Origin of the sequence: Aeromonas sp. PS2Canimalfood6 (assembly GCF_048276795.1) — a bacterium.
In the GTDB taxonomy this organism is placed as follows: domain Bacteria; phylum Pseudomonadota; class Gammaproteobacteria; order Enterobacterales; family Aeromonadaceae; genus Aeromonas; species Aeromonas caviae.
Map to the genome: position 1 here is coordinate 130,510 of NZ_JBLUXC010000002.1, position 25,917 is coordinate 156,426.

General features: G+C 55.0%; 25 protein-coding genes and 1 tRNA gene. 14 read left to right on the forward strand and 12 right to left on the reverse strand.

Annotation, left to right across the window (positions count from 1 at the left end; genetic code table 11):
• The first annotated feature begins 41 nt into the window (after positions 1 to 41).
• Entirely contained in the window at positions 42 to 1,067 is a 1,026-nt protein-coding gene (gene galE / locus ACNPAA_RS01620; protein WP_042017704.1) for a UDP-glucose 4-epimerase GalE, read from the forward strand.
• 174 nt (positions 1,068 to 1,241) lie between these two features.
• On the opposite strand, the gene ACNPAA_RS01625 is transcribed toward galE, so the two are convergent.
• Positions 1,242 to 1,991 carry a DsbA family protein gene (locus ACNPAA_RS01625; RefSeq protein ID WP_103858963.1) on the reverse strand — a complete coding sequence of 250 codons (750 nt, stop codon included), beginning with the start codon at positions 1,989 to 1,991 and terminating at the stop codon, positions 1,242 to 1,244.
• Positions 1,992 to 2,189: 198 nt separating this feature from the next.
• On the opposite strand from ACNPAA_RS01625, the gene ACNPAA_RS01630 reads away from it, so the two are divergent.
• Together ACNPAA_RS01630 and ACNPAA_RS01635 are read left to right on the forward strand one after the other, a co-directional pair.
• Positions 2,190 to 2,277: transfer RNA gene (locus ACNPAA_RS01630), tRNA-Ser, on the forward strand.
• A gap of 524 nt (positions 2,278 to 2,801) precedes the next feature.
• The gene (locus ACNPAA_RS01635) at positions 2,802 to 4,226 is read left to right on the forward strand and encodes a hypothetical protein (protein ID WP_042649080.1); all 1,425 of its coding nucleotides are present in this window, start codon (positions 2,802 to 2,804) and stop codon (positions 4,224 to 4,226) included.
• 198 nt (positions 4,227 to 4,424) lie between these two features.
• Here ACNPAA_RS01635 and ACNPAA_RS01640 read toward each other — a convergent pair whose 3' ends face one another.
• The 3 genes from ACNPAA_RS01640 to umuD form a co-directional block, all read right to left on the reverse strand.
• Positions 4,425 to 5,621: a J domain-containing protein gene (locus tag ACNPAA_RS01640; protein WP_042649079.1), complete on the reverse strand. Its 1,197-nt coding sequence runs from the start codon at positions 5,619 to 5,621 to the stop codon at positions 4,425 to 4,427.
• Between the two features lie 191 nt (positions 5,622 to 5,812).
• Positions 5,813 to 7,072, reverse strand: coding sequence for a translesion error-prone DNA polymerase V subunit UmuC (umuC, locus tag ACNPAA_RS01645; RefSeq protein ID WP_052815106.1), 1,260 nt, complete (start codon positions 7,070 to 7,072; stop codon positions 5,813 to 5,815).
• Entirely contained in the window at positions 7,053 to 7,496 is a 444-nt protein-coding gene (gene umuD / locus ACNPAA_RS01650) for a translesion error-prone DNA polymerase V autoproteolytic subunit (protein ID WP_024941056.1), read from the reverse strand. Before umuD ends, umuC begins: the two co-directional genes overlap by 20 nt.
• Before the next feature lie 116 nt (positions 7,497 to 7,612).
• Here umuD and ACNPAA_RS01655 point away from each other — a divergent pair, with 116 nt between their 5' ends.
• Positions 7,613 to 7,801, forward strand: a complete 189-nt coding sequence (locus ACNPAA_RS01655) for a DUF3283 family protein (protein WP_103858995.1) — start codon at positions 7,613 to 7,615, stop codon at positions 7,799 to 7,801.
• Positions 7,802 to 7,845: 44 nt separating this feature from the next.
• Here ACNPAA_RS01655 and ACNPAA_RS01660 read toward each other — a convergent pair whose 3' ends face one another.
• Positions 7,846 to 8,064 (reverse strand): hypothetical protein, encoded by a 219-nt coding sequence (locus ACNPAA_RS01660; protein ID WP_234924878.1) that lies wholly within the window; start codon positions 8,062 to 8,064, stop codon positions 7,846 to 7,848.
• 100 nt (positions 8,065 to 8,164) lie between these two features.
• Between ACNPAA_RS01660 and ACNPAA_RS01665 the strand changes: the two genes are divergently transcribed.
• The 9 genes from ACNPAA_RS01665 to ACNPAA_RS01705 all read left to right on the forward strand — a co-directional run bounded on the left by ACNPAA_RS01665 (position 8,165) and on the right by ACNPAA_RS01705 (position 22,225).
• Positions 8,165 to 8,593 carry a hypothetical protein gene (locus ACNPAA_RS01665; RefSeq protein ID WP_103858994.1) on the forward strand — a complete coding sequence of 143 codons (429 nt, stop codon included), beginning with the start codon at positions 8,165 to 8,167 and terminating at the stop codon, positions 8,591 to 8,593.
• A gap of 146 nt (positions 8,594 to 8,739) precedes the next feature.
• Positions 8,740 to 8,979, forward strand: a complete 240-nt coding sequence (locus ACNPAA_RS01670) for a transcription factor (protein ID WP_103858993.1) — start codon at positions 8,740 to 8,742, stop codon at positions 8,977 to 8,979.
• Between the two features lie 48 nt (positions 8,980 to 9,027).
• Positions 9,028 to 12,570 (forward strand): helicase-related protein, encoded by a 3,543-nt coding sequence (locus ACNPAA_RS01675; RefSeq protein WP_319898681.1) that lies wholly within the window; start codon positions 9,028 to 9,030, stop codon positions 12,568 to 12,570.
• On the forward strand, positions 12,567 to 14,042 hold the full coding sequence (locus ACNPAA_RS01680; RefSeq protein ID WP_417891534.1) for an AAA family ATPase: 1,476 nt from the start codon (positions 12,567 to 12,569) through the stop codon (positions 14,040 to 14,042). The genes ACNPAA_RS01675 and ACNPAA_RS01680 overlap by 4 nt, the downstream gene beginning before the upstream one ends.
• Positions 14,035 to 14,664 carry a retron Ec78 anti-phage system effector HNH endonuclease PtuB gene (ptuB, locus tag ACNPAA_RS01685; RefSeq protein WP_417891535.1) on the forward strand — a complete coding sequence of 210 codons (630 nt, stop codon included), beginning with the start codon at positions 14,035 to 14,037 and terminating at the stop codon, positions 14,662 to 14,664. Before ACNPAA_RS01680 ends, ptuB begins: the two co-directional genes overlap by 8 nt.
• 17 nt (positions 14,665 to 14,681) lie before the next feature.
• Entirely contained in the window at positions 14,682 to 17,597 is a 2,916-nt protein-coding gene (locus ACNPAA_RS01690) for a DUF1156 domain-containing protein (RefSeq protein ID WP_417891536.1), read from the forward strand.
• 37 nt (positions 17,598 to 17,634) lie between these two features.
• Positions 17,635 to 18,822 (forward strand): AAA family ATPase, encoded by a 1,188-nt coding sequence (locus ACNPAA_RS01695; protein ID WP_216991886.1) that lies wholly within the window; start codon positions 17,635 to 17,637, stop codon positions 18,820 to 18,822.
• Complete coding sequence (locus tag ACNPAA_RS01700; RefSeq protein WP_244812703.1) at positions 18,819 to 19,376, forward strand: DUF4276 family protein; 558 nt, start codon at positions 18,819 to 18,821, stop codon at positions 19,374 to 19,376. Before ACNPAA_RS01695 ends, ACNPAA_RS01700 begins: the two co-directional genes overlap by 4 nt.
• A 2-nt stretch (positions 19,377 to 19,378) precedes the next feature.
• Entirely contained in the window at positions 19,379 to 22,225 is a 2,847-nt protein-coding gene (locus ACNPAA_RS01705; RefSeq protein WP_417891537.1) for an ATP-binding protein, read from the forward strand.
• Between the two features lie 29 nt (positions 22,226 to 22,254).
• Here ACNPAA_RS01705 and ACNPAA_RS01710 read toward each other — a convergent pair whose 3' ends face one another.
• The 7 genes from ACNPAA_RS01710 to ACNPAA_RS01740 form a co-directional block, all read right to left on the reverse strand.
• Positions 22,255 to 22,557 carry a hypothetical protein gene (locus tag ACNPAA_RS01710; RefSeq protein WP_103858985.1) on the reverse strand — a complete coding sequence of 101 codons (303 nt, stop codon included), beginning with the start codon at positions 22,555 to 22,557 and terminating at the stop codon, positions 22,255 to 22,257.
• 184 nt (positions 22,558 to 22,741) lie between these two features.
• Positions 22,742 to 23,086 (reverse strand): type IV toxin-antitoxin system YeeU family antitoxin, encoded by a 345-nt coding sequence (locus tag ACNPAA_RS01715; protein WP_103858984.1) that lies wholly within the window; start codon positions 23,084 to 23,086, stop codon positions 22,742 to 22,744.
• Between the two features lie 91 nt (positions 23,087 to 23,177).
• Positions 23,178 to 23,675 (reverse strand): RadC family protein, encoded by a 498-nt coding sequence (radC, locus tag ACNPAA_RS01720; protein WP_041212667.1) that lies wholly within the window; start codon positions 23,673 to 23,675, stop codon positions 23,178 to 23,180.
• 82 nt (positions 23,676 to 23,757) lie between these two features.
• Complete coding sequence (locus ACNPAA_RS01725; protein WP_041211638.1) at positions 23,758 to 24,024, reverse strand: hypothetical protein; 267 nt, start codon at positions 24,022 to 24,024, stop codon at positions 23,758 to 23,760.
• Positions 23,999 to 24,427 carry a hypothetical protein gene (locus tag ACNPAA_RS01730; protein ID WP_129146649.1) on the reverse strand — a complete coding sequence of 143 codons (429 nt, stop codon included), beginning with the start codon at positions 24,425 to 24,427 and terminating at the stop codon, positions 23,999 to 24,001. The genes ACNPAA_RS01725 and ACNPAA_RS01730 overlap by 26 nt, the downstream gene beginning before the upstream one ends.
• Positions 24,428 to 24,436: 9 nt before the next feature.
• Positions 24,437 to 24,862, reverse strand: a complete 426-nt coding sequence (locus tag ACNPAA_RS01735; protein ID WP_201871418.1) for a DUF2787 domain-containing protein — start codon at positions 24,860 to 24,862, stop codon at positions 24,437 to 24,439.
• Positions 24,863 to 24,900: 38 nt separating this feature from the next.
• Entirely contained in the window at positions 24,901 to 25,461 is a 561-nt protein-coding gene (locus ACNPAA_RS01740; protein WP_111896687.1) for a lecithin retinol acyltransferase family protein, read from the reverse strand.
• A gap of 111 nt (positions 25,462 to 25,572) precedes the next feature.
• Here ACNPAA_RS01740 and ACNPAA_RS01745 point away from each other — a divergent pair, with 111 nt between their 5' ends.
• Positions 25,573 to 25,917, forward strand: a complete 345-nt coding sequence (locus tag ACNPAA_RS01745) for a helix-turn-helix domain-containing protein (RefSeq protein WP_043170874.1) — start codon at positions 25,573 to 25,575, stop codon at positions 25,915 to 25,917.

The following is a 25,917-nucleotide window of genomic DNA, read 5'->3' on the forward strand; positions in this document are numbered from 1 at the left end:
GGTAGACTCAACCCCAGTTTCAGCAAAGTACGGGATAAAAAATGACAATTCTGGTGACGGGGGGAGCCGGTTACATCGGTTCCCACACCCTGGTCGAGCTGCTTGGTACCGGGCAGCAGGTCGTAGTACTGGACAACCTCTCCAATGCTTCCCCCGAGTCTCTCAAGCGGGTCGAGCGGATCACCGGCAAGCCGGTCACCTTCGTGGAAGGGGACATTCTGGACAGAGCCTGCCTGCAACGGCTGTTTGCCGAACACAGGATAGCATCCGTGATCCACTTCGCCGGCCTCAAGGCGGTGGGGGAATCCGGCCAGATCCCGCTCACCTACTATCAGAACAACGTGACCGGCACCCTGGTGCTGTGCGAAGAGATGGCCAGGGCCGGCGTGTTCCGGCTGGTGTTCAGCTCCTCGGCCACCGTCTATGGGGATCCGGCCTCGGTACCCCTGCGGGAAGATTTCCCCACCAGCGCCACCAACCCCTATGGCCGCTCCAAGCTGATGGTTGAAGAGATCCTGCGTGACCTCTCCAAATCCGATCCTCGCTGGGCCATCGTGCTGCTGCGCTACTTCAACCCGGTGGGGGCTCACGAGAGCGGCCTCATCGGTGAAGATCCCAACGGCATCCCCAACAACCTGCTGCCTTACATCAGTCAGGTCGGCGTGGGCAAGCTCAAGGAGCTGGGGGTCTTTGGCAACGACTATCCGACCCCAGACGGCACCGGGGTGCGCGACTATATCCACGTGGTGGATCTCGCCATCGGTCACCTCAAAGCGTTGGCCCGCATCAAGAGTGATACCGGCGTCTTCACCTATAACCTTGGCACCGGTCAGGGCTATTCCGTGCTGGAGATGGTCAAGGCGTTCGAGGCAGCCAGTGGCCGTGCCATTCCCTACCAGATCAAGCCCCGTCGCCCCGGCGACATTGCCGAGTGCTGGGCTGAACCGGCCCTGGCCCGTGACGAGCTGGGCTGGCAGGCTGAGCGGGGTCTGGAGCAGATGATGGTGGATACCTGGCGCTGGCAAAGCCAGAACCCGAACGGTTATGGCCCTGCTGCGAAGCCGTGATCAAGGGTCATGCGCTGCTCAGGAACCTCATTTATTCATATAAACTCGGGTCCCTGCGCTGCTCTTCGCCTTGCTGACAGCTTCTCGCGACGGCCCATCAGACCTGATGGTTTGCAGCATGAATAGCAAAACGCCCCGGCATGCCGGGGCGTTTTTTCATGCACAACGCGCGGGTTACTGAATGCTCTTGCCGGCGCGGACATCCTTGATGATGGCCTTGAGGCTGGCCAGATCCCGCGGTGCGCCGCGCAGGATCTGATCGCCGATGATGAAGGCCGGGGTGCCGGAAATAGCCATGGCTTCGGCCAGCGCCCGGTTGGTACCCAGATTCTGATCGATGCTGCCGTCCTTGATCTTCGCCTCGACCTTGCTCCAGTCCACGCCGGCGGCTCTGGCGATGTCTTTCACCTGGGCTTCGTCGGAGAGGGGCCCCTGATGGGCGTACAGCTTGTCGTGGAAGGTCTGGTATTTGTCGGGCTGGCCGAGCTTCACCGCCAGCGCCGCGCGGGCGGCGTAGTAGGAGGTTTCGCTCAGGATGGGGAACTGCTTGTAGATGTAGCGGATCTCCTTGTCCTCAGAGAGCAGTTGCTGAATGAGAGGATGAGCGCGCTTGCAGTAGCCGCAGTTGTAGTCGAAGAACTCCACCACCGTCAGGCTGCCCTTGGGATTGCCGCTCTCGGGATCCTGGTTGGCGAAGAGCTGCTTGGCATGGGCTTCTATCAGCGTCTTGTCGTTCTCGGCCTGCTGGCTCTCCTGCTTGGCACGCAGGGCGTTGGACATCTCGACCAGGATCTCCGGATTCTTGACCAGATAGTCGCGCACGATCTGCTCGACATCGCTCTTGGTCAGCTCGCTCGCCTGCACGGGCGCCGCAAGCAGGGTCGCGCCGGTCAGGGCGGCGAACAGGGCATGTTTGATTCTCATAAGTCCATCTTGCTGGGGATGTGGTAGTGGCCCCTATAGTGGGTGAGTCTGTTTTCAAGTCAAGCCATACGCTTGAAAAAGCACGGTTTGTAGCGGTTTTGCCGGTTTTGTGCGCCAGATAGCCCAATAAATGGGCAAACAAACGGAGTGGGGATTTACAAGGGCTGGGGGCATGGGTAATATGCGTCGCACTGCTGCGGAGGGGTGGCAGAGCGGCTGAATGCACCGGTCTTGAAAACCGGCGATGGGCGACCATCCGTGGGTTCAAATCCCACCTCCTCCGCCATATATATAGCCCAACTGATTGATTCGGTTGGGCTTTTTTGTATCTGAGATTTTTGGTATGCCAGTGAGTATGCCATTAGGTGTTGGCTGTCCTGCTCCTCGATAGCATTTCTTTGGACAGGTCATCGTCGTTACTCCTTTCAGTTTAACCAAAGCAAGAGAGGGCCAATGGCCCTCTCTTGCTATCTATTGTGTTGGTCAGTGCAAACAGCACTGCTTGTACTTCTAGCCGCAGCCAAAGGGACACGGCTCGTTGCGGCCAATCTTGATGGGTACCACCACTGGTGTTCGCTACGTTGTGCCAGAAAGTGGGCATGAAGGATACGAGCAGCAAATCGGGCCTTGGTGGCTTGCTCTTGCAGGTGTTCATTGCTGAGCGCCTCCAGCGACGTAGACATGGTTTCTTAACCATGTGTTCTTTATGGTCTCTGTCATCCGGGGGATGTCGCTCCAATGGATAGGCATCTATATCGGTCTCAGGCACAATGTTCGATTAGATAGACCTGATAATGGGTAGTTCAGCTGATGGCACGAATATTAACCAAAGCGCAATTGAGTAAACTGGAAAGCAAAAGCCAAGCCGAGCTGTTGGCTATCGTGCTTGACCTGGCAACGCATCTTCCCCTCGCAAAAAAGCACCTGATTAACCAGTACCTTACTGCTGAGGATGCCTTATTGGCATTGGCAAAAAAAGAGTATAGCAAGCTCACTCGTCGCCCCCCTTCCTGGGATTATAAGGAGGTGGATGCCTTCTTCGATACCTTGCAAAATCAGTTTATTCCGTTGCTGGCCAAGGGGATCGTCGCCTCTCCAAGGGAGGGAGAACTCTTCGCCCTCGAGTTGCTGGCGAATGCCAGAGCCTTGTATGAAAAGATGGATACATCCAGTGGCAGCTGGGAGGACTACCATCTTGCGCTGGTCGAACAGTGGTTGATGGCGATCGCTGCTCAACGAGAGTCTGTCCCCCCAGAGGTGCTGGCTCGTCGATTACGTGACGGATTGTCAGACATTGATCCATCGATCAGCATTACTTGCCTGTTTGATTACCGTGATGTGCTCGGCTCCCCAGTGATGCGAGCCTTGCGCGATAACTATGCGGCGGCAGGTCTATTGCCAGAGGCGTTGGGGTTGAGCTTTGAGTTGCGTGATATTGCATTCTTTGACTCGGTGCAACAGGCTGGTCTCTTTAGCCACCCCCGTCAGCAGATTGACTATGCCAGACTGCTGACCGACGAATTACGCGCCGATCAAGCCATCGCGGTATTAGAGGCAATGGACTCGGCTCTGTTGCAGCGCCACCGCCAATTGAACCTGTGGCATCAAGTGTTGATCCGGGCCTATCTGGAAGAGGGACGCCGAGCTGACGCTCATGCTCAGGCATTACGCGCGTTTGCTAGCACACGGGCAAACTCGTTTTTTGCGAGTTATTGCCAAAGTGGAGATGAGCCTAGAGAAGTAGCATTAGGCCAGTTTGTTGCCATTGCCGAATCATGGGGGCTACGCGAGGTCTTGTTGCTGTTGGAGGAGGTTGATGCATGGCCACAACTGGCACAACGGCTTGAGCAATGTACAGATGCAGACTTGCAGGAGGATCTCTCACTCCTTGCTGGTTCAACCGTACGAACCTGGTCGAGCCGCCTCTATCAGCAGGGATTTATCGTGGTGGCAGTGCGGCTACGTCGTCAATTGGTGGCCAATGTCGTTAATCAGGGCAAGAGCACCTACTACACGGGGGCAGCCTCGGATCTGAAAAAGAGCCTGGATTATCAGGCGGCCTTAAAGGTAGAACAAGAGGATGGAGAGAGACCTCTCTGTTCGCCACAGGAGTATCTGAATCAGCTTTATCAGCAGCACAAACGCAAGAGCAGCTTTTGGGAGGCGGTTCGTCAAAAGCTACCGGCCATTACCATGTCGGCGAGCGGTGTGCAGTATCAGGCCGAGAATAAATAAGGCGCTAACACCTTTCACTCGGTCAGTCAGCTTGTGCTGGTGTTCCATGCGCCCTTGGCTGTCCAGCGCCTCGATAGCACTCATCTGGATGTCTCATTGCCACGACATCCTTCAAGCTACCCAAAACAAGAGAGAGCCATTGGCTCTCTCTTGTTTTCGAAATAGGTGTTTTCAAAAAATGTGTTTTCGAAAAAAGTGTTATCGAAAGAAGATCTCATCAAAGTCCGGCTCTTCATCCCAGATGGCGTGCTGACGTGCGTCCCAGCGCTCGGCCAGATAGGGTTTGAGGGTTGCAAGGGTGGTGATGGTCGCCAGTTGTCCATGCAACTGCTTGATATCCCGCTGTAGATAGTGCTGATGCTCCTCGAACGCGAGATCGGTCTTCTTCTTCGAGCGCTGTTTAAACTTGTGCAAGATAACCCCTTGCACTCCCTCCGGGCCACTATAAAAGCAGATCTCGAGCTCACGTTTTTTCTGCCAGAGCGCCGGATTGATGGCCACCAGATTCTCTTCACTCAGCAGCTTGTCTGCCTCGGGCAGATGGGTGTGAGCCAGGTGCAACAGAGTAAACATATCCCGCGTTTCCCACGCATGGCTGAGCTCGCCCATCAGGCGGCTCTTCTCTTCACGCTTGACCGGGTCTTGCTCCCGATCCGGGTGCAGCGTCATAGCCAGCTTGCGATAGAGCTGCTTAAGGCTTGAGTTATCGAGCAGTTGCTCAACCCTGGCAACCTCATCCGGATCGGCCATGTCATGATGATCCTGCCAACGTGCGAAAGCCTCGTCATTGGCAAAGGGGTCATCGCCACAGTCCGGCGCGTCGTCGTCCCACTCATGCTCATCACCGCCCTGTTTTTGGGCCTGGGCTTGCATATAGTCGCGCAGCTTCTCGGGATTTCTGACCATCTCGCGCAGCAGCTCGATATCATCGGGGCTCTCGCCAAACGCCTCTTGCAGCATGTCAGTGATAAAATCGCAGCTCGCCTCGAGCTGATCATCATCGAGCTGGCTGACGCTGCCCGCTTGCACCGCCATATAGAGTGACTCCAGATCCAGCTCCCCCCGAAACGGGTTGGATTCAAGATACCCCATCAATTCATCAATCCAGCCATGGAGCATCTCGCGCTGCCACTGGGTAAAACTTTTGCGGGCGGTGAAACCGGCCAGCCGCTGGCAAAGCTGAAAAATCAGCCCACACTGCTCACGCTCCAGAGGCTCAATGTCGCTGACAAAGCGCTGATAGATATCCGCCCCCTCTTGCTCCTGTTTGGCCAGCTTGGCCTGCAGCTTTTCGATGGCCTGCCACTGGCGATGAAAATAGGCAAGGGCCGGACTCTCGTGGCGCGGCTCGGCTTTTTTTCGCTTGGCCGAGGTTTTACTCTTGGTCAGTGACATGAAAACTCCAAATGAAAACGGGATAGTTGGCTACCGTGGCCACGGCAGATTATCAGAGGGGAGGAGATGCGCCTATCCTCGCGGTCTGCTGCCGCGACTTGTCGATCTTGAGAAATCATCCTAAAACCTCGTATTGGGGTACCACGTGGGGTACCACATCTAGCAAACGGTAGGCACATTACTGTATCCACTTACCTGGCCACCGGCAGGTCCTCCCAGCGGGTGGTGTAACAGGGGCTCAGGAGCTCTTGTCGCATCATCCACTCAGGCGACCCCGTACCTTGGCTGGCAAAGCCTACTCGCCCCAATCCCTTGGCTTTGATCTGGTCCATCACTGCCATCAGCGCGTCCGATTGAGCGGAGGACGGGGCAAACAGATCTGCCTGTTGTTGCCCCTTGGGGGTGAACTCACTCAGCATGACGCCCCCCTTCTGATAGCGGTAACCGTCGCGCCAAATCTGCGGTAGCAGCACGTTCACTTGCTGCAGCAGCAACCGGGTATCATCGCTAGGGCAGACCAGTCGGACGCCAGCCTGCTCACTGTAGTAAGGAGCTCGTTCGTCAAAGGGGCTGGTTCGCACGAACAGGTGCACCCGTTGGCAACACATCCCCTCGGCCCGCAACTTCTCGGCTGCGCGAGCCATAAAGCCTGACAACGCTTGGGCCATTTCTCCACGGTCAGTCACGCGCTCACCAAAGGAACGGCTCGAGAGGATCTGCTGCTTCGCCGCCGGTTCAACGGTCAGCTCTGCGCAAGGCAGGCCACGCAGCTCCTGTACGATTCGCTCGACCACCACGCCGTATTGGGCGCGTAACCCTTTGGCGTCGCTAGCCACCAGGTCAGCAACGGTGTTGATGCCTTGTGCCACCAACTTGGCTCCCAAGCGCCGTCCTATGCCCCACACCTCGTCCACCGGGGTGATAGCCATCAGCCGTGCGCGGCGCAGCTCGTCACGCAAATCCACGACGCCGCCTGTGGCAGGCCATTTTTTGGCTGCATAGTTGGCCAGCTTAGCAAGGGTCTTGGTGGGGCCGATCCCAACCCCTACCGTTAGGCCGGTCCACTGCCACACTCGCTGCCGGATCTGTTGCCCATAGGCTATGAGGTCCCCGGCAAACGACTCCGACAGTGACAGGAATGCTTCATCGATAGAGTAGACCTCCAGCTCGGGGGCCATGGTCTCCAACGTGCTCATCACCCTGCCAGACATGTCTCCATAGAGCGCGTAGTTGGAGCTGAATGCCACACCGCCATGCGCCTCGAACTGCTCGCGGATCTTGAAGTAGGGCCCGGCCATCTTGATACCCATCGCCTTGGCTTCGGGGCTGCGCGACACCACGCATCCATCGTTGTTGGAGAGCACCACGATCGGGCGGCCACGCAGCTCAGGGCGAAACAACCGCTCACAGCTGGCGTAGAAGTTGTTTACATCAACGAGCGCTATAGCCATCACGCTGCCTCAGATTGCCAATCACATGGGTGACCACTCCGAACAACTCCAGGGAGAGACTCATACAAGGGTCGATAGGCGCGAACGCCGGATTGGCTGGCAACAGCCGCAGCCTAGGCTTGAGCTGCAAGGTCTTTACCGTGAAGCCGCCGTCAAGCAGTGCAATTACCACATCACCATGGCGTGGGGTGAGGCTCTTATCGACCACCAGCAAGTCACCGGGAAAGATGCCGACCCCGGTCATGCTTTCCCCCTCGGCACGCAGATAGAAGGTTGCTGCAGGGTGCGACACGCAGTGGGTGTTGAGGTCCAACTTCCCTTCCAGATAGTCGCTGGCTGGGCTGGGAAAGCCACAAGAGGCGCGATGCAAGAACAGCGGGATGGTCACCTCGGCGGGTGATGGGTCTGGGGTTAACAGCTTCATGGCAACAACACCTGTATTTATATACAGGTATTATAGCGCACCACCTTTGAACCAGCGCAAGTCCCGCATATCACTGATGGCGTACCATGGCACCAATAAATAACAAAGAGGTCAGTATGGGTCACAATCTGTGTGCCCTACCGAAAGAGCAGCAAGAACGGGTCGAGGTCGAGAAGGCTGCCGCATATGCCGTATGGAAGGAGCGCAACGGTCACTTGGCCAGCGCAGAAAGCGAAGCAAGCCAGCATAAGGGTGAACTGGGCAGCTACTTTCTTGAGCAAGTAAGTAGGTACAAACGGGGCTAGCCTTCCTGTAGTCATGTTTTTATTCTGGGAACACTCTAAGTCCCTTAACTCTCACGCAAATCCGGGCTTCGGAGCTTGAAGATGCAGCCCTTGGCTACCAACTCGTCCCGGTTTGCCAGCACCAGCGGGTAGAGCAGCGGATGCTGTCCTATGTTGAAGGCGGTGCAGAGGTGATTGGTGGTAAGACGGCCTTCCCATAGCAGCACGATCTCAAGTAGTCGAAAGCGCAGGGTCTGATCCCAAGTGAGAGCCTTAGGGGGCATATGTGCTCCAAAATGCGACATGTTAATGTAACCAGTATCGGCATGAGTATACAGACGACATATACTGAGCCAACTTGAAAATCCGCCCCAAGGACATGAAATGTCACTCTTATCTAGCACTGTGTTCAGTGCGGTCTTATTGTTGCTGCTGGTGGCCCAGAGTGCTGGGGCCGCTGACTGCACCTATCGTAAAGACAGCCTCGGCAATACCCGCTACCAGTGTGACGATGGCAAGAGCGGCACCCTGCGCAAAGACAGTCTCGGTAACGTCAGAGACTCGCAAAGTGGCACCACTTGGCGTAAAGATTCCCTCGGCAATGTCCGCAGCAGCGAAGGCGCCACCTATCGCAAAGACAGCCTGGGCAATGTGCGCGTTAGCAATCCGGGTACCGGCGATACGGTCACCTGGCGCAAGGATAGCCTCGGCAACCTGCGCGCCTCCGATGGCACCATCTGTCGCACCAACTCCCTGGGGCAAGTCAGGTGTGATGGTCAGAGTGCGCCGCCTGCGGTTCTCGAAGGAGAGTGATGGGGCATCTTGCCTGAGAATGCACTGTAAATGCGTTCTGTTGTATGAGTTGAAAGTCACATTTGAGACTTTTCAGTCTTGCCATTTAGGGGGCTGCAAGCTAATTTAGCTAAATTAGCTGTGCCCTGCCGATTTGGAGTCCCTGAGTGACTGAGGAAGAGATCTACCAGCAGATCAAAAGTGCCTTGTTAGCTGCACCTCGCAAGCAATACATGGTCGAAATGCACCTGCAAATGCTCAAGTATGCCGACGAACTCAAGCACGTGACGGCTAAAGAGTTTTGCGAAAAAGTGGAACTCAAAGAGAGTCTTGGCACCGAATTTAGCAAGATGCGTAACCTCACTGCACGTTTGAAAGCGGCAGGGCTCGATCCAGCCAAGATCTGACATTGCCTACCCCAGCCCGTTATCTGCCAGACCATCGATAGGAACAATATGCTCAAGCTCGAAGAAATCAAAAAGGATGCTCAGGTTCGCGGCATTGTCGAAGGGCAAGTGGTGCGAGTTGTGACAGTTGAACCTATTGGTGAACATGCGCTGACAGTCTATTACAAAGACAGCAGTGGCAATCTAGCTGAGCGAATGTTGTTCCGAACCGATGAGATAGCATTGGATCTGGCCACAGTAGGCCGTCCTTGGTCATTTGATGCAAAAGGGGCAGATTTTAAACTTGGTTTGGAAGCCTACCGGATCTCGCAGGCTGCACTGTTTGACCCCATGATGGCGGTCAACATGGCGAACGTTGACCCACTACCGCACCAGATTTCAGCAGTTTACGAATACATGCTACCCAAGCAGCCATTGCGTTATGTTCTGGCCGATGACCCAGGTGCGGGCAAAACCATCATGGCGGGTTTGTTCATCTCTGAACTGCTGCTTCGTGCAGATGCTCGACGGGTCATGGTGGTCTCGCCGGGCTCGTTGACTGAACAGTGGCAGGACGAACTGTTTGAAAAATTTGGTCTGCAATTTGAGATCTTTAGCAAAGAAAAACAAGAGCAGTGCGCGACCGGTAACTATTTTTCTGAAACCGATCGCCTGATCTGCCGACTGGACCAACTCTCTCGTAGCGAAGAGCTGCAAGAGAAGCTGCGCAATACCGACTGGGATCTAATCATCGTCGATGAAGCGCATAAACTCTCAGCCAACTACTTTGGCAGCAAAATCAACAAAACCAAGCGCTTCGTCCTTGGTGAGCTGCTGGGGTCTATTTGCCGCCACTTCCTGCTGATGACAGCAACCCCACACAATGGCAAAGAGGAAGACTTCCAAGTCTGGATGTCACTGCTCGACAGCGACCGCTTCTATGGCAAGTTCCGCGAAGGCGCCCACAAGGTCGATATCACCGACATGATGCGCAGGATGGTTAAAGAAGAGCTGCTCACCTTCGACGGCACTCCCCTGTTTCCTGAGCGCCGCGCCTACACGGCCAACTATGATCTCTCCCCCCTTGAAGCCAGCCTTTATGAGCAGGTAACGACGTACGTCAGGGAAGAGATGAATCGGGCCGACAAGCTCGATAACAAGAAAAAAACCACAGTGGGTTTTGCATTAACCCAGCTACAACGGCGTTTGGCTTCCAGCCCGGAGGCAATCTATCAATCGCTGAAGCGCCGACGTAATCGACTGCAAGACAAACTTGCTGAGATGAAGCTGCTAGCCCGTGGCCAGAAGGCTAAACAAGCGGGTGTTGCTGAAACACTCGGCACTTACACCATCACCAAACAGATCGATCTGCCTGATAACTGGGATGAGCTGGATGAAGATCTCAGTGCCGAAGAGTACGAACTCTATGCCGAACAGGTGGCAGATCAGGCCACCGCAGCAGAAACCATCATTGAGCTGGACGCCGAGATCCACTCACTCAAAGACCTTGAGCAGCAGGCGCTGACGCTGGTGCAGTCTGGCAATGACAAAAAGTGGGAACAGCTTTCATCACTGCTGCAAGACTCCCCCGAGATGAAGAACCGCGACGGCAGTCGTCGCAAACTGATTATCTTCACCGAGCATAAAGACACTCTGAATTACCTACGCCAACGTGTCAGTGATCTGCTGGGTCAGCCCAAAGCAGTCAGGGTCATCTACGGCGGCACCAATCGGGATGAGCGCCGCAAGATCCAGAGCGAGTTCCGCAGTGATCCCACCGTCTTGGTGTTGATTGCGACCGATGCGGCCGGGGAAGGCGTCAACCTGCAAAACGCCAACCTGATGGTCAACTACGACCTGCCCTGGAACCCGAACCGCCTCGAACAGCGCTTTGGCCGTATTCACCGGATCGGCCAAAAAGAGGTATGCCACCTGTGGAATATCGTGGCCAATGAAACCCGTGAAGGGGAAGTGTTCCAAAAGCTGTTTGATAAGCTGGAAATAGAAAAAAAAGCCTTGGGTGGTAAGGTGTTCGACATCCTTGGTGAAGCCTTTGATAACGTCTCTCTGAAAGACTTGCTGATCGACGCCATTCGCTATGGTGAAGATCCCGCAGTGCGCGCCAAGATGGATCAGGTCATTGAAGGGGCACTCGATAGCGACCATCTCAAAGAGATCATGCGCCGCAACGCACTGGTTGAATCCCATATGGGCTTAGAGGGGCTTTACGCCATCAAAGAGCAGATGGAAAAAGCAGAAGCCCGTCGCTTGCAGCCGTTCTTTATTCGGGCGTTTTTCCAAGAAGCCTTTGCCGGATTAAACGGCGAACTGAGGGAGCGTGAACAGGGCCGCTATGAAATAAAGCATGTCCCAGCGGTGATCCGCGAACGGGATCGCAGCATCGGCGAAAGCCGCACCCCTGTGTTGTCCCGTTATGAACGCGTCTGTTTTGAAAAGCAGCTGATCAGGCCCACCGGCAAGGTGCTGGCCGAACTGCTTCATCCCGTACATCCACTGATGCACTCGCTGCTCGATCTCACCTTGCAAGCCCATCGCACCAAGCTCAAGCAGGGGGCTGTGCTGGTGGACCCGGCCGATGAAGGGGACGAACCTCGCCTCATCATGATGCTGGAGCACTCAATCCGCGAAACCAGCGAACAAGCCAAGAGTGTCGCCTCACGGCGGTTGCAGTTTGTCGCCATCGATACTGCCTGTCGGGCCAGCTATGCCGGTTGGGCCCCCCATTTAGACCTGCAACCGATAGCGGATGCTGATCTGGCACTGGTGCAGGATATCCTGCACTCACCCTGGTTATCTCAGCCACTCGAACCGCTGGCGCTGCAACTGGCCTCTGAAAAGCTGGTGCCAGAACACTTTGCGGAAGTGAAAACGCGCCGTGAACTGCAAGCCGATAAAACCCTCACGGCTGTGCATGAGCGACTGATCAAAGAGATCAACTACTGGCAGGATCGCTTCTTGAAATTGAGCGATGACGTCAAAGCGGGCAAGCAACCCAAAATGCAGCCCGAAAACGCTCGTCGCCGAGTCGATGAATTGACCGCACGTCTGCAACAGCGCACGGCAGAGCTCACCGCACTCAAGCAGGTGGTCTCTAGCACCCCGGTGGTGATTGGCAGTGCCTTAGTGATCCCACAAGGTTTACTGGCCAAACGCAAAGGCGAAGCAATCTTTAGCCCAGATGCCGCCAGCCGGGCCCATATCGAGAAGATTGCAATGCAGGCTGTGACGCAGGCCGAGCAAGCCCTCGGCCACATGGTGATCGACGTATCGGCGGATAAATGTGGCTGGGATATCACCGCTCGCCCGCAGTTGAATGCCGATGGTTCGCTGCAACAAGATCGCCATATCGAAGTCAAAGGGCGCAGCAAGGGACAGACCACCATCACCGTCAGTCGCAACGAGATCCTCTATGCCCTCAACCAGGCCGACAAATTCCTGCTGGCCATTGTGCTGGTAGAGGGTGACAACGCCGAAGGTCCCTTCTATATTCGCCAGCCCTTTACCAAAGAGCCGGATATGGGGGTGGCGAGCATTAATTACGACTTAGCGGATTTGCTGGCGCGTGCCACCGATGCCGAAGGTAGCTTATGAAAATTGAACAAATTACCTTAAAAAATTTCCGCTGTTTTGAGCTGCTGGATGTGACCTTTCATCCGCAGATGACAGTCTTGATCGCCCCCAATGGTGCGGGCAAGACTACGATCCTCGATGCGGTACGCATTGCGCTGTGGCCATTTGTCAAAGGCTTTGATCTGGGTAGCCAAACCGGCAAGTCGGCCACTATTCAGATTGAAGACGTGCGTCTTGAGCGCCGTGAACAAGAGATGGAACCGATATTGCCCAGCCAGATCGCAGCACAGGCCAGCGGTATCATCCAAGTCATCTCCGTCAAGGATAACAAGCCCTCTCCGTTCCAGTGGCAACAGAGCCGCGATCAGGTCAAGTCACGAACCCAAAGCAAAGGGGATCAGTCGACACAGCTACTGACTAAGAGCGCCAAGAGTTACCAGTCAGTAATCTATAAAGGGCAGCAAACCGATCCAGAGGCTATCGATTTGCCCTTGGTGGTCTATTTAGGGACTGGGCGTCTCTGGTATCAGGGGCGCTATGCCTCTGAAGCGAAAGATCAAAAGCTCGATACCAGCGTGTTTTCCCGCCTTTGGGGCTACCAGAACTGCCTAACGGCAACCTCTAGCTATAAGCAGTTTGAAACCTGGTATGGCTGGGTATTTCGCAGTTATCGCGAGCTGCAAATCGATCAGCTGGAGAATCGACTTAAGAAGCAGGACCAGAGTGCGCTGGCCAACTTCGCGGCTGCCATTGAAGTCGTGCAGCGCGCCATCAATACCCTCACGACCTCGCTGACCGGTTGGCGGGATCTGCAATACCGCTCCAGCATGGGGCAGCAACTGGTGATGGAGCATCCCGAACTGGGCTATATGCCGCTTTCCCTGCTCAGTGATGGCCTGCGTAATATGGTGGCCATGGTGTCGGATATCGCCTTTCGCTGTATCAAGCTCAACCCTCACTTAGGTGTGGATGCGGCGCACAAAACCCAAGGCATCGTACTGATCGATGAAGTGGACATGTTCCTTCACCCAGCGTGGCAGCAAACAGTATTGGCCTCGTTGCAGCAGGCGTTTCCCAAGATCCAATTTATTGTCACTACTCATAGCCCGCAGGTATTGACGACCATCGATAACAACTGCATTCGTCTTTTACGCCAGAGTGAGCAAGATGGCGTCACGAGAACAGCAGTCATTACCCCACAGTGGCAGACCAAGGGCGTAGCCAGTGCAGACGTGCTGGCCACAATTATGGGTATTGATCCGGTGCCCAATGTGTCAGAAGCGCAAGCCCTGTCGCGTTACAAGCAGATGATAGAAATGGATCAGCTCAGTAATCATCCAGATGCAGGTCGATTGCGTGAACAGTTGTTAGCGCATTTTGGTGCTACTCACCCGCTTATGCTGGAGTGTGAGCGCCTTATTCGTCTGCAAACGATCAAGAAACGGTTACCGCCAGTGCTCCAACCTGTGAAGGGGCCTAGTTTCGATGCATAAGCTGAATCGAGGAGTCGCCCCGGCATGTTTAAGTAGTTTTCAGCATGGGCGTGACAACTGGAAGAATGTGACCCCGGTCGATAAGCAAGAGATCTGGCTCGAACTGATTGCCATGCAAGGTGAGCGTTGCGCATATTGTGAAGCCGACATTAGCCGCGATGGCAAACGCCATATCGAACATTTCCGTCAAAAGGGGCGTGATCCAACACAAACCTTTGTTTGGCAAAACCTGTTGGGTTCCTGCGGGAACCCCAATACCTGCGGCACATACAAGGACAAACAAGGTGTTTATCCGCCAGCTGTATTGATCAAACCGGATCAGGATGATCCAGACCAGTTCTTGCGATTTCACAGTGATGGCTCGATCAGTGTCCACACCGACTTGAGTGACTCTGACCAAGAGCGTGCTAGCGAGACGCTGCGCTTATTCAATTTAACTGATGGCTCCCTGCGCTGGCAGCGCCAGGCTGCTGCAACCGGCTACCTGCAAACAGCAGAAGAGATAGCTGAGCTGGCCGCCGATGACCCTCTGTTAGCTGCTGCATATCTGGCCGATGAAATCGCAGCTACTGCGCATTTGCCATTTGCGACAGCTATAAAACATACCCTGCAAAACGCTTAAACAGGCAAAAAATCAACATGACCCCCATCAAATCCCCCAAAAAACTGATCGAAGTGGCCTTGCCGCTGGATGATATCAACGCTGCTGCGGCGCGCGAGAAATCCATTCGTCATGGTCACCCTTCTACATTGCATCTGTGGTGGGCGCGTCGCCCCTTGGCGGCCGCGCGGGCGGTAATCTTTGCCCAGATGGTCAACGATCCCGGTTATCAGCAGGGGGCGGGGTTTAAGTACGGGGTCAACAAGCAGGAAGCCGCCAAGAAGCGCGAAAAGCTGTTTAATATCCTGCGCGAGCTGGTGAAGTGGGAAAACACCAATAACGAGGCTGTGTTAAACCAAGCCCGCGCCGCGATCTGGGAGAGCTGGCGCGAGATCTGCGATTTGAACAAAGATCACCCGCAAGCAGCCGAGCTGTTTAACCCCGAAAAATTGCCCGGTTTTCACGACCCCTTTGCTGGCGGTGGTGCGCTGCCGCTGGAAGCGCAGCGGCTGGGGCTGGAATCCTACGCCTCCGATCTCAACCCGGTGGCGGTCACCATCAATAAGGCGATGATCGAGATCCCGCCCAAATTTGCCGGACGCGAGCCGGTCGGGCCTCTGCCTGCCAGTGATAAGCTAAGCAAGAAAAAAGCCACCAAGGATGCTTTCGAGGATTGGTCCGGTGCCAAGGGGCTGGCGGAAGATGTGCGCCGCTACGGCGGCTGGATGCGTGAAGAGGCGCTAAAGCGTATCGGCTATCTCTACCCCAAGGTCGTCATCACCGAGGCGATGGTGACCGAGCGGCCCGACTTGGCCCCCTATCTGGGTGAAGAGCTGACAGTGATCGCTTGGCTCTGGGCTCGAACAGTAAAAAGCCCGAGCCCTGCGTTCTCCCATGTGGATGTGCCGCTGGCCTCCACCTTTATTCTCTCCTCCAAGGCCGGTAAAGAGGCCTATGTTGAGCCGGTGGTGGAAGGGGATGGGTACCGTTTTGTTGTTAAACAAGGCAAGGGTTCACCTGAACTAAAAGATGGGACGGTTAGTCGTAAAGGTGGGGTTTGTTTGATAAGCAAATCGCCAATGGAATTCAAATATCTAAGAGCTGAGGCTAAGGCCGGAAGATTTAGTCGACGACTTATGGCGATCGTTGCGGAAGGAAAGAGTGGCAGAGTCTATCTGTCTCCAAGTTCAGATCAGGAACAGATTGCTGACTCAGCGGATATTCCCCAGTTCGTTTCGCCTGAAATATCCCATTGGCCAGGTAGGACTAATGTAGTTGAATATGGGATGACTCGCTTTGACCAACTTTTCACCCCTCGCCAATTAGTCGCGTTAACCACGTTTTCCGAGTTGGTTGGCGAAGCCATAGCGCGTTGCCGCGAAGATGCCCTCTCTGCTGGGATGGCCGATGATGGTGTTGGGTTGGATGCTGGTGGCACCGGTGCAACGGCTTATGCGCAGGCTGTGGGGGTGTATCTTAGCTTTGGTATCAATAAAATGAGTGACAGGGGCTCATCAATTTGTGGCTGGGACTCAACTAGGGATAGCTTGAGAAATACCTTTGGCAGACAAGCTATTCCCATGACCTGGGATTTTGCAGAAGCAAACTTCATCGGTGGGTCGGCTGGTAGCTACGAAAATGCACTGGATCAAGGTATCCGAGTATTAAGTGAATATTTGCCAGCATCTGGACGAGGTAATGTAAGCCAGTCTGATGCTCAAACACAGACTGTTAGTCGCAATAAGGTAATTTCATCGGACCCCCCCTATTACGACAATATCGGCTACGCCGATTTGTCGGACTTTTTCTATGTCTGGCTACGTAAATCGTTACGGCCGATCTTCCCGAATCTCTATGCCACCATGGCGGTACCTAAGGCTGAGGAGTTGGTAGCCACGCCCTATCGCCACGGTGGCAAAGAGGGGGCCGAAGCCTTCTTCTTGGACGGTATGGGTAAGGCGATCCACCAGATGGCCGAGCAGGCTCACCCCGCCTTCCCGGTCACCATCTACTACGCCTTTAAGCAGTCCGAAACCAAGGCGGACGGCACCTCCAGCGCTGGTTGGGAAACCTTCTTGCAGGCGGTGATCGATGCCGGCTTTGCGATTAGCGGCACCTGGCCGATGCGTACCGAGATGGGAAATCGCATGATTGGTTCTGGCACTAACGCGCTGGCTTCCAGCGTGGTACTGGTGTGCAATAAGCGCTTGGCCAGCGCCGACACCATTAGCCGCCGTCAGTTTATTCGTGAGCTTAACGCCGTGCTGCCCGATGCCTTGGATGAGATGACGCAGGGTGGCATCGATGCACATGGCAACAACCAGTCAGCCGTCGCGCCGGTGGATTTATCACAAGCTATTATCGGTCCCGGTATGGGGATCTTCAGCAAATATGCCGCCGTGCTGGAAGCCGACGGCAGCAAGATGAGCGTCAAAACTGCACTGCAACTCATCAACCGCTTCCTTGCCGAAGATGACTTCGACGCCGATACCCAATTCTGTTTGCACTGGTTTGAGCAGCAAGATTGGCGGGTGGGCAAGTTTGGTGAGGCCGATGTGTTGGCCCGCGCCAAGGGCACCAGCGTCGCGGGCCTGGTCGAGGCCGGGGTCGTTGAGGCCGGACAAGGGGACCTGCGTCTGCTCAAATGGGCAGAACTGCCGAGCGACTGGACGCCTGAGCGCGACAGCCGCACCCCGGTGTGGGAGGGGTTGCATCAACTGATTCGCCTGTTAAATAGCCAAGGCGCCAGCGCCGCCGGGGCCATGCTGGCATTGATGTCAAGCAAGAGCGACGCCATCCGCTCCTTGGCCTATCGCCTTTACACCCTCTGCGAGCGTAAAGGCTGGGCCAGCGATGCCCGCGCCTATAACGAGTTGGTCATGGCGTGGGAGGCGATGCAAGGCGCGATGGTCGAAAGCGGTCAGGTTGGCGACCAACAAGGATTTGATTTCTGATTGGCTTTCGCCAACAACATGAACACAGGACAGCCGTATGCATATTGAGTCGATCACCTTAAAGAACTTCAAAAGTTTCCGTAACACACAGATGGAGGGGATCCCCAAGTTTTGTGTGTTGGTGGGGGCAAACGGAACCGGAAAATCAACCCTGTTTGGGGTATTTGATTTTCTGCGTGAAGCCTTGTCGAGCAATTTGCATACTGCCTTGGTGAAAGCCGGGGGAAGTCGGGGCTTTCAGGAGGTAAAAAGCCGCGGGGCAGAAGGCAATATCGAGATTGAGCTGAAATTTCGTGAGCATGATACAGCCCCGCTGGTGACCTATTTTCTTGAGATTGGTGAAGACAACGGCCGCCCGATAGTCGAGCGCGAAATTTTGAAGTACCGACGCGGTAGCGGTGGACAGCCATGGCATTTTCTGGATTTTTCTCGCGGTGCGGGTATGGCTGTCACCAACGAAATCGAGAAAGTCAAAGATGTTAATCAGTTGGTGAGAGAGGAGCAGCGATTGAAGTCGCCGGACATTTTGGCGATTAAAGGGTTGGCACAATTTGCCCAGTTCCCGGCTGTCGTCACGCTCGGTACCCTGATCGAAAATTGGCATATCTCTGATTTCCATATCAATCGGGCTCGTCCTGAACAAGAGGCTGGTTATGCTGAACACCTCTCTCGTGAAGGGGATAACCTTTCTCTGGTGACGCAGCATTTACATAGCCGATACCCGGAGGTTTTTTCCGCCATTCTGGACAAGCTGACACATAGAGTTCCTGGCATTACCAAGGTCGATGCTAAAACGACAGAAGAGGGGCGTGTGCTATTACGCTTCCAAGATGGTGCCTTTGAGGACCCTTTTCTGGCGCGGTATGTGTCGGATGGCACGATCAAGATGTTTGCCTATCTGGTGCTGCTTTATGATCCAGTTCCCCATCCTCTGCTGTGTGTTGAAGAGCCTGAAAATCAACTTTATCCGGGGTTGTTGTGGGAACTGGCCGAAGAGTTCAGCGCCTATGCCCAGCGCGGTGGCCAGGTGTTCGTCTCTACCCATTCCCCTGATTTTCTTAATGCAGTCGAGCTGGACTCTGTTTATTGGCTGGTAAAAAAACAAGGGGCAACCGAGATTGTCAGAGCCAGAGATAATAAGCAGGTGGCTGCCTATATGGCTGAAGGCGATCAATTAGGTTATCTGTGGAAACATGGCTTCTTTGAGGGAGTAGACCCTCAATGACGACAGTGGTTTTTTGCTTGGAGGAGCCATCCGCTAGGGCCATGCTGGAGGGAGTGATCCCTCGTTTATTTCCTGATATTCAGTTTCGCTTTGTCGTTTTTGAAGGAAAACAGGATCTCCATAAGAGACTGGTGATGCGTTTGCGAGGTTGGCAGGGGGATGCACTGTTTGTTGTGATGCGCGATCAAGACTCGGGTAATTGCGTGGATATCAAAGCACAATTATTCACTTTGTGCGAACAGGCAGGTCGACCGAACGCCTTGATCCGAATCGCCTGTCGTGAACTGGAAAGTTTTTATCTGGGTGATCTAGTAGCAGTTGAACAAGGATTGAATTTGGCAGGGTTAGCCAAGTTACAAGGAAACCAGAAATTTCGTGATCCTGATCGCTTAGTCAACGCGGCTGAAGAACTGAAAAAAATCACAAAAAACACATATCAGAAGTTGAGCGGCTCCAGAAGCATCGCGCCTTACCTTCGTCTGGATGAGGCCCATCGCTCAACAAGTTTTAAGGCTCTGATTACAGGGCTTCAACGTTTATTGCACGAGGCTTAACAATGAGTCTGAAACCCTGGCGCGAGATTGCGCGCCCCCATCGTGATGTGCTGGAAGGCACGTTTAAACAGTCCGAGTTTGCCGCAGATATTACCCAGGTGGCTAACGGCAAGGCCCCGCTGGAGTATCAAGATGCCGAGCAGTTCTTTGCGCGTACCTTTATCACCGAAGGGATGCGGCTGCTGTTAGGCTCCGTTGCCGAGCGGTTGGCTGGCAAGGGAGGCGATCCGGTTATTCAGCTCCAAACGGCATTTGGTGGTGGTAAGACCCACACCATGTTGGCCGTTTATCATCTGGCATCACGCAACGTGACCACGGATCGTTTGCAGGGCATCCCGCCGATCCTGGATGCGGCCGGGATCGATCAATTGCCGCTCGCGAGAGTCGCGGTGATCGATGGCATCAACTTGTCGGTGAGTCAGCCGCGCCAGCATGGTGCAGTGCGGGCCAATACCCTGTGGGGTGAGTTGGCTTGGCAACTGTTGGGCGACGAGGGTTATGAGCTGGTTGCTGACAGTGATCGGGATGGTACTTCACCGGGTAAGGAGTTGCTGGTTGCGTTACTGACCAAGGCTGCTCCTTGCGTCGTCTTGATGGATGAGCTGGTGGCGTTCTTGCGCCAGTTGGAGGTGGGCAAGCAGTTTAATGCCGGGACCTTTGACTCCAATATCACCTTTATTCAGGCGTTGACCGAGGCGATGAAGGCTGTACCCAACGCCATGCTGTTGGCCTCTTTGCCAGAATCCGCACTGGAAGTCGGCGGCACGATGGGGCAGAAGGCGCTTGATTCCCTTGAGAAGTATTTTGCTCGTGTTGAATCGGTCTGGAAGCCGGTTGCAACCGAAGAGGCGTTTGAAATTGTGCGCCGCCGCCTGTTTGAATCAGCCGGTGATCCAGCTCAGGTGCAAGGCATTGCGCAACAATACGCAGATTTCTATCGCCAACATGCACCGGATTTTCCGAACGAAACGCAGTCAGGCCATTACTACGATCGGTTGTGCAAGTCATATCCCATCCACCCGGAAGTCTTCGACCGTCTTTATGAGGACTGGTCAACCCTGGACAAATTCCAGCGTACCCGTGGTGTGTTGCAGTATATGGCCATCGTGATCCACCGTTTGTGGGTAGCGGATAATCGCGATGCGTTGATCATGCCGGGTTCGCTGCCCCTTGATGACAGCAATGTGCGCGGCAAGAGCATCCATTATCTGCCGCAAGGGTGGGAGCCGGTCATCGAAAAAGAGGTGGATGGTGTTCGCTCGGAAGCCGCCGATCTTGATAAAAATGACACCCGTTTTGGGCAATATCATGCTGCCCGCCGAGTGATGCGCACGCTGTTTTTGGGCAGTGCGCCGAGTTCCAGTGATCAGATGCACCGTGGTTTGGAAGTGGAGCGGATCTTGCTCGGAGCCTGCTCTCCCGGTCAAACGGTTGGCACGTTCAAGGATGTGTTGACCCGCTTGCGAGACCGCCTGACCTATCTCTATGGCGATAAAGAGCGGCTGTGGCTCGATACCAAGCCAAACCTGCGGCGGGAGATGGAAACGCGTAAGAGCAATGTCAGCGAACGTGAGGATTTGCTCCCCCTGTTGAAAAAGTCGGTGACGGGCTGCTTTGGTGCTCAGCACGGCTTTGCTGGCATCCATGTCTTTACCCCTGCTGGCGATGTGCCGGATGAATATGGCAGTGGACCACGGTTAGTGGTGCTGGAGCCTCAGGGGTTGTCGGCATACAGCCGCAGCAGTAGCACCAATCAGGCTTTCAAAGCAGCAGAAGCCATCTTGCTCAAGCGTGGTGAGCAACCTCGGGTGAAGCAAAACCGCCTGCTCTTTTTGGCTGCGGATTATGACAGCCTGAGTCGCTTGAAAGATCAGGGCAGAACCTATCTGGCTTGGCACTCCATTGTCATCGATATTGAAAACGGCGTGCTCAATCAGGATCTGGCTCATCTGACCCAGGCTAAAGCCAACAGTGATGGTGCGAAAAAGCAGTTTGATAGCTTGATCCGTGATACCTACAAGTGGTTGCTGGCCCCGTTGCAGGAACCCGGCCAAATGCTGGAGTGGGAGGTAGCCCAGATCGCTTCAGGCGCGCCCAAATTGATCCAGGAGATCGAGAACCGATTGGTTGAAGAGGAGTGGCTGATCAAAGAGTGGTCACCCGTTCATTTGCGCAACTTGTTGGATAAGTACTATTTCAGCAAAGGCGCTGAATCGGTTAGCGCATTGAAGGTGTGGCAGGATGCTTGCCAGTATCTTTATATGCCGCGCTTGGTCAATGATTCGGTATTGCGCCACTGCATCGAAGCTGCTATCCAGGGCTCTGACTATTTCGCCTTTGCCTCTAGCCAGCGTGAAGATCGTTTTGAGGGCTTTGCTTTTGGCAAAGCGGCCACCGTGTTTATCGATGAGCACAGCCTGCTGATAAACCGCGAGGCAGCCCTACGTTATCGAGACAAGCTGGACAAAGAGAAAAGTAAGACAGAAGAACAAAAGGAAATCGATAAGCCCTCTATAAAAGACGGCGATAACGACACCAAAAAAACAACAGGGACTGATGGGGAAAAAGGAGCTGGTGGAGACGGCTTGTGTCCATTGCCTACGCCTCCAATCGCCGAGAAAACTCGGTTCTATGGCTCGGTCAGGATTGACCCCATCAAGGCCAAGATGGATTTTGCCACGCTGATGGATGAGGTTGTGCAAAACTTCACCAGCCAATTGGGAGTGGATGTGGAGATCTCAATTGAGATTAACGCCCGTTCAGGGAAAGGGTTTGATGCCAACTTGCAGCGAGCCATCAAAGAGAATTGCAGTATGCTCAAGTTTGGCAATGCTGAATTTGAAGAGTAAAAAAACAAAAGGCCGGGAAACCGGCCTTTTTATAACCAATGCTCGGGGATGGTGAGCTCGAAAGATCTGGCGGCATAACGCAGCATGGAGAGAATTTCACGATGGCGGGCGGTATCAATTGGCTGCCCTGCTTTTCGTTGTTCTAACATGCTCTGCAGCTCAGGCAAATCGAACATGCCGAGCCGATGAAAGTTACCCCAAGTGGGCTGGCCGAACAGGTTATAGATCACAACTGTGCTATCACGTTCACTGGCCAAGCGTTTTTCACCCGTGATCTTGGTTAATGCAATTTCGGCTTCGTCTTTGTCGTCGTAAGTGTTGAGCAGCTTCATTAGAGGCTTTGTGTTCGATGAATGGGTGGCAAAGTCTACCAAGGAAGGCTAGCACCGGCAAAATCAGGTAACGGTCAGTTTGATCTGATTGATGCCGTTTACAAGGCATTAGGGGTTCAGTAGAGAGCCAAAAAAAGAAGTTTTGGGCAAAGGGTGAGTCTGTGGCTCACCCTTTGTGTCGACTTTATGCCTCTGTGGCTGGAACATTGCCGCTTTCTTGCCGGTAGACATCCAGATAGAGGTAGCCATAGCTGGCCCTTGGATTGGCCAGGCAGACCCATTCCCCTTGCCTCAATGTTACCAATTTATCTTGGTCGCTCAGCAGTTCCCCTTGTTGAAATAGTTTGCTAAGACGCTCAATAAACCCCGGTAAAACGGTGTCGATGTCGGTGAGCCACTGCTCGTCGGCCTCGCCATAGACGCCGCTGCGATCCCAGAGCAGGGAGACTCCGCTTCGTTCGACAATGGCTCGTGCGCCAAAACGGGGCTGAACCTGGGTGTGTAATCCCCAACTGCCTATCGTGCTCATGTTTTTACTCCAAATGAGGGTGGGTCCTTGCACAGGTCATCGCAGACCATGCTCATTACTCCCGAAAAGGACGGCCTGATCGGCGCAACTGTTACAAATGTCCACGCTCTGCCAGTGACACCACGCCCTCCGCCCCCACCACCAGATGATCCAGCGTGCGGATATCGACCAGCGCTAGGGCGCTTTGCAGTCGCTGAGTGATCTCGATATCTGCACGGCTGGGTTCTGGGTAACCTGAGGGATGGTTGTGGACCAGCATCAGCGCGGCGGCATTGTGGTGCAGCGCCCGCTTGACCACGTCGCGGGGGTAGACGGTCGCAGCGGAGAGGGTGCCGAGAAACAGCTCCTCGTAGGCCAGGATCCGGTGCTGGTTATCGAGGAACAGTGCGGCGAACACTTCGCGATCCCGCGTTTGCAGCAGCCCTTGTAGCGCGTGGTGGGCCAGATGCTTGTCGGTGAGGGCCACGCCTTTGGCGAGCTTCTGGCGGGCCAGTGCCTGGGCGATGGTGAGCAAGTCGTCGTCGGTGACTAAGTCGGTCACCCGATAAGTGCCGGGTTGCTCCCCAGCACTGAGTTTGTGATGCAACATGATTCATTCTCCAAAAGCGTTCGCCCCACTGGCCGGTGGGGTGTGTTTTGCGATAAGGGGGGTGGTGATTGCGATGAGTGGGTCAGTGATTGGCAGAGCGCAGCCTTTGCTGTGTCAGGTCGTGCAACGGGATCTGGTAACTGGTGGCCAGCAGGTTGCCGATGCCATAAAGCCACTCCCGTTCCGGGTGATCGCACAGCCATTCGGCCAGTGCGTCACCCCGTTCGGTCTGATAGCGCAGATAGAGGGCGTAGCCATCGACCCGTAGACCGTAGTCCAGCACCACCTGGGTCTGCCCCCCGTTGTCGTGAACCCCCTCCAGCTCAAGGGCGAGCAGTGTTCTGGTCATCGGCACCTTCCTGATGGGGTAAGGGGTCACTCTCCACGGTAAAACCGCGATGAATACAAATGCGTTGCAGGTCAGCCAGAAAGCTGGCCAGTACCCTGGGCTGCTCGGTGAACGGGACCGGCCCTGCCTGGCAATGCCAGAAACACCTGCGCTTGGGATCAACGCAGATCTCATCCACCGGTTGGCTCATGGTGCGCCAGTCGTCAGCATTGCTGATGGTGAGCAGTTGCCACTGAACCCCAGACCAACGCACTTGTAAGGTGACGGTGCGGGCATGTGGGCTACCAGGTGTCAGATGCAGCAACCAGCGTTTGCCACTTTGTGTGGGCCTTAATTTTGCTTTGATAGTGATCTGTCCCAGCCACTGGCGTGAGTAGTGCGAAAGCGCTAATTCTTGGCTCATTGCAACCTCCTAATCTCCAGTGACCGAAACGGTGAAACACTCCAACCGGCAGTAGGCAATGAAGTTGCTCTGCCAGATATCGAACAACTCCCGGGCTTCAGCCAGCCGTAGCGGCCCCCAGCCCAACATGGTGTGTTCCCCGTCGAGGAAGTTGAAATCAAGCTCCTTGCAGAGCTCGGCATCCTGGCCCAGTCCCTGGTAACTGAAATCGGTGACGTAATCGACCAGCCAGTCGTCAAGACCACGTACCAAGCGGATCTCGACCGGGTGGACGCCACCCTGTTCAGCGCTGTAACCGGGGTTACGGAAGTTGAAGGTCAGCTGGGTGCAGCGCCCCAGATCGAGATCGGTACGTTCGGCTTCTTGGCTGAGCAGGGTCAGTAGAGCCTGACAAACGGGCAGGGCAAAGCCGTCCCGGTGAAAGGGAATCGTCATGGGTAGTGCTCCTTGTTGTGCGAGGGTAAGGCAGTGGCTCAGTCGGTGAGCCAGGACCAGAGGCGGCTGACTGCGTAAACGGCTAATGCGCCAGTTGCCAGGGGGACCCAGCTTGGCGATGTCACGAGGGTGGTCAGGGTGATAGCAGAGGTGGCGAGCGTTATGCAATCAGACGTTGTGCGCTCGCGGCTCAACACGGTCATGGCTGGGGGAATGATGGTGGCCTGTGGAGTACGAAGGGCCGCTTTCGCCACTGCCGTTGCTACCTGGCTAACCTGTGTCGAGTGGTGGATACCGTGGATGCACCACATCACGAAGTGTTCACAGTTACTGAACAACACATCGTAACGGTGTTCGCCCAGCCGTGTGCGGGCACGTTCGAGGCTCTCCGTTCGGTCATACCGCCTAACAGGGCAAAATTTGCACCAGACCGGCTTACCATCGGAAAACGCATCCAGAGACGTCATCACTATCTCACCGGGTAGGCCGTGATTAGGCCCCTGGTAGTGGATAACGAGGTCGCCCCCGACATAGAGGCCGTGGTGGGTATAACCGAGGCGAGCGGTCACCAGATGATCGCCTGGGGTGAATCGAGACATGAAGATAACTCCTTGTGGTCAGACATAAAAACGCAGCAGGGCACCTCGTGGGTGCCCTGTTATCAGTGTGGAAAAGTGACGATTCTATTTGTGTAAGGTCAGGGTACGGGAATCCCAGGCCCAGGTGAGCTGTTGGCTAAAAGCGTGGGCAAGGCGATCGGGCGGCAGCGCCAGCAGGCGGGATTGACCCAGGATCAGGTGGCAGAGCACCTTAATATCGGGATGGAAGCCGTCTCTCGGATGGAGCGCGGCATCGTGGTGCCGACCATTGCCCGGCTGGCTGAACTGGCTCAGTTGTTTGGCTGCGAGCTGGCCGATTTCTTGCGCGAAACCAGCCCGCGCCCAACCGAGCAGGGTATCGTCTTGGGGCAGAAACTCGCCCGGCTGGACAGCGATGACCGGGCATTGCTGCTGGAGACGTTTGAGCGGCTGGTCGAGCGCTTGGCCAAATCCTGA